The organism is Pseudoroseomonas cervicalis ATCC 49957 (assembly GCF_000164635.1).
GTDB lineage: Bacteria > Pseudomonadota > Alphaproteobacteria > Acetobacterales > Acetobacteraceae > Pseudoroseomonas > Pseudoroseomonas cervicalis.
This window is the reverse complement of the sequence record NZ_GG770859.1, coordinates 1-2,152: the sequence shown is the minus strand read 5'-3', so window position 1 is coordinate 2,152 and position 2,152 is coordinate 1. Positions and strand designations below refer to the sequence as shown.

Below are 2,152 nucleotides of genomic sequence, written 5' to 3'. Positions count from 1 at the left end.
GGCGCGCCGGCTGAGCCGGGGGCCGCCGCCCGCGCCCCGGCGGCGCGGCGCCCGGTTCAGAACCGCTCGTAGAGCAGCCGCGCCCGCAGCGTGCCGGGAATCTGCCGCAGCGCCGCCAGCACCCCCTCGGGGTCCGAGACGTTCTCGGCATCGACCACCACATAGCCGATCTCGGGGTCGGTCTGCAGGTACTGGGCGCCGATGTTCAGGCTGAAGCGGCTGAACACCTCGTTCATCGCCGCCAGCACGCCGGGGACGTTGCGGTGGACATGCATGTAGCGCGTGCCATTGGGCCGCGCCGGCAGCGTCACCTCGGGGAAGTTCACCGCGCCGAGCGTCGCGCCGGTGTCGGAGTAGTCGGCCAGCTTGCGCGCCGTCTCCTCGCCGATGCGGTCCTGCGCCTCCTCCGTGCTGCCGCCGATATGCGGCGTCAGGATGACGTTGGGCAGGCCCTGCAGCGGGGTGACGAAACGCTCGCCATTGCGCTTCGGCTCGTCGGGGAAGACATCGGCCGCGGCGCCCAGCAGATGGCCGGATCGCAGCGCCCCGGCCACCGCGTCGAGATCGACCACCCGGCCGCGGGCATTGTTGATCAGGATGGCGCCGGACCGCATGGCGGCGATCTCGGCGGCGCCGATCATGCCGGCGGTCTCCGCCGTCTCCGGCACGTGCAGGCTGACCACATCGGCCGCGCCCAGCAGGTCGTGCAGGCTGGCGGCGGCCACCGCATTGCCATGCGGCAGCTTGGGCACGGTGTCATAATAGATGACGCGCATGCCGAAGGCCTCGGCCAGCACCGAGAGCTGGCTGCCGATATTGCCATAGCCCACGATGCCGAGCGTCTTGCCGCGCACCTCGCGCGAATGGGTGGCCGACTTGTCCCAGCCCCCCTCATGCGCCGAGCGGGAGCGGTCGGGGATGCGGCGCAGCAGCATGACGATCTCGCCCATCACCAGCTCCGCCACGCTGCGGGTGTTGGAGAAGGGGGCGTTGAACACCGGGATGCCGAGCTGCTTGGCCGCCGCCAGGTCCACCTGGTTGGTGCCGATGCAGAAGCAGCCCACGGCGATCAGCCGGTCCGCCGCCTCCAGCACCTCCCGCGTCAGCTGGGTGCGCGAGCGGATGCCGAGCAGGTGCACACCCTGCAGCGCCTCGCGCAGCGCCGCGCCCTCCAGCGCCTTCGACTCGCGCTGGACGTTGCTGTAGCCGGCGCCGCCGAGCAGCGACACGGCGCTGTCCGCCACGCCTTCCAGCAGAAGGATGCGGATGCGGTCCTTGGGGAGGGAGATGCGCTGGTTCGACAGCGGGCTGTGCTTGGACATGGCGGGTTGATGCCCGGATGGCGCGGTTTCGTGAAGTGCGAAACCGGCAGGCTTGGGCTGCATTTGCGGGCAGTCCGCCGTCGGCGGGGCCACCCCCAAGCAGCCCCGGTGCCGCCACCGCCGCGTGCCGCGCATGGCCCCATGCGGCAGGCGGGAGGCGGAATCCACGATTCATCTTGCCGTTAGCGGCCGACATGGCCATGTGGCGGGAAGACGCCCCGCCGCGCCCAAGCAAGCAAGAAGCGGGGATGCAACGGAGATTTCCCACCATGGCTGTCGAGAAGATGGACCTGCCCCCGGCCACCCGCCGGAGGCTGACCCTGAACGCGTTGAACGAGCTGGCCGAGGGCCGCCTGGCCGACCGGCTGCGGCTGGAGGAGGCCGCGCGCCTGCTCTGCACCGCGCGCCGCGCGCTGGCGCTGGCCGGCGGCGCCCTGCCGCCGCTGCCCGCCCTGCAGGGCTGGGACCATGAAGCGACCACGGCGCGCGAGCATGTCGAGACCCTGACCCCGCAGCAGATCGACCAGCTGCTGGCCGAGGGCCCGCACTGGGCCGCCGAGCTGCTGCGCCGCCAGCCCGCCCTCCGCCTCGCCGCTTGATTCTTCCGGGCTGCCGCCGTCCGGTTTTGCGGCGGGACGCGGCACTGAGGTGACGATGAGGGTGTCGCCGGCGTGAGGCGGCGCCGGGATGGACCGGAGGGGCATGCGCCCCTGGTCCGCGCCGCCGGCCTGGGCGGCGGAAGGCTGCATTGGACCGGAGCCGCCCTGTGGGCTGCTCCGGTTTTTTTGCGCCCCCTCGCCGGGGCGGGGGAGGGGGGGCGCGGCGGGCCG

General features: G+C 72.5%; 2 protein-coding genes. One reads left to right on the top strand and one right to left on the bottom strand.

Annotated features, from left to right (window positions below; genetic code table 11):
* Window positions 1-56 precede the first annotated feature (56 nt).
* Window positions 57-1,322 carry a phosphoglycerate dehydrogenase gene (gene serA, locus HMPREF0731_RS19730; protein ID WP_007005980.1) on the bottom strand — a complete coding sequence of 422 codons (1,266 nt, stop codon included), beginning with the start codon at window positions 1,320-1,322 and terminating at the stop codon, window positions 57-59.
* Window positions 1,323-1,591: 269 nt separating this feature from the next.
* Here serA and HMPREF0731_RS19725 point away from each other — a divergent pair, with 269 nt between their 5' ends.
* The gene (locus HMPREF0731_RS19725) at window positions 1,592-1,921 is read left to right on the top strand and encodes a hypothetical protein (protein ID WP_040614161.1); all 330 of its coding nucleotides are present in this window, start codon (window positions 1,592-1,594) and stop codon (window positions 1,919-1,921) included.
* The last annotated feature ends 231 nt before the right edge of the window (window positions 1,922-2,152 follow it).

Bases quoted from the DNA above. Each gene is read 5' to 3' on its own strand.
- serA (WP_007005980.1), bottom strand. From the start codon at position 1,322: ATGTCCAAGCACAGCCCGCTGTCGAACCAGCGCATCTCCCTCCCCAAG.
- HMPREF0731_RS19725 (WP_040614161.1), top strand. From the start codon at position 1,592: ATGGCTGTCGAGAAGATGGACCTGCCCCCGGCCACCCGCCGGAGGCTG.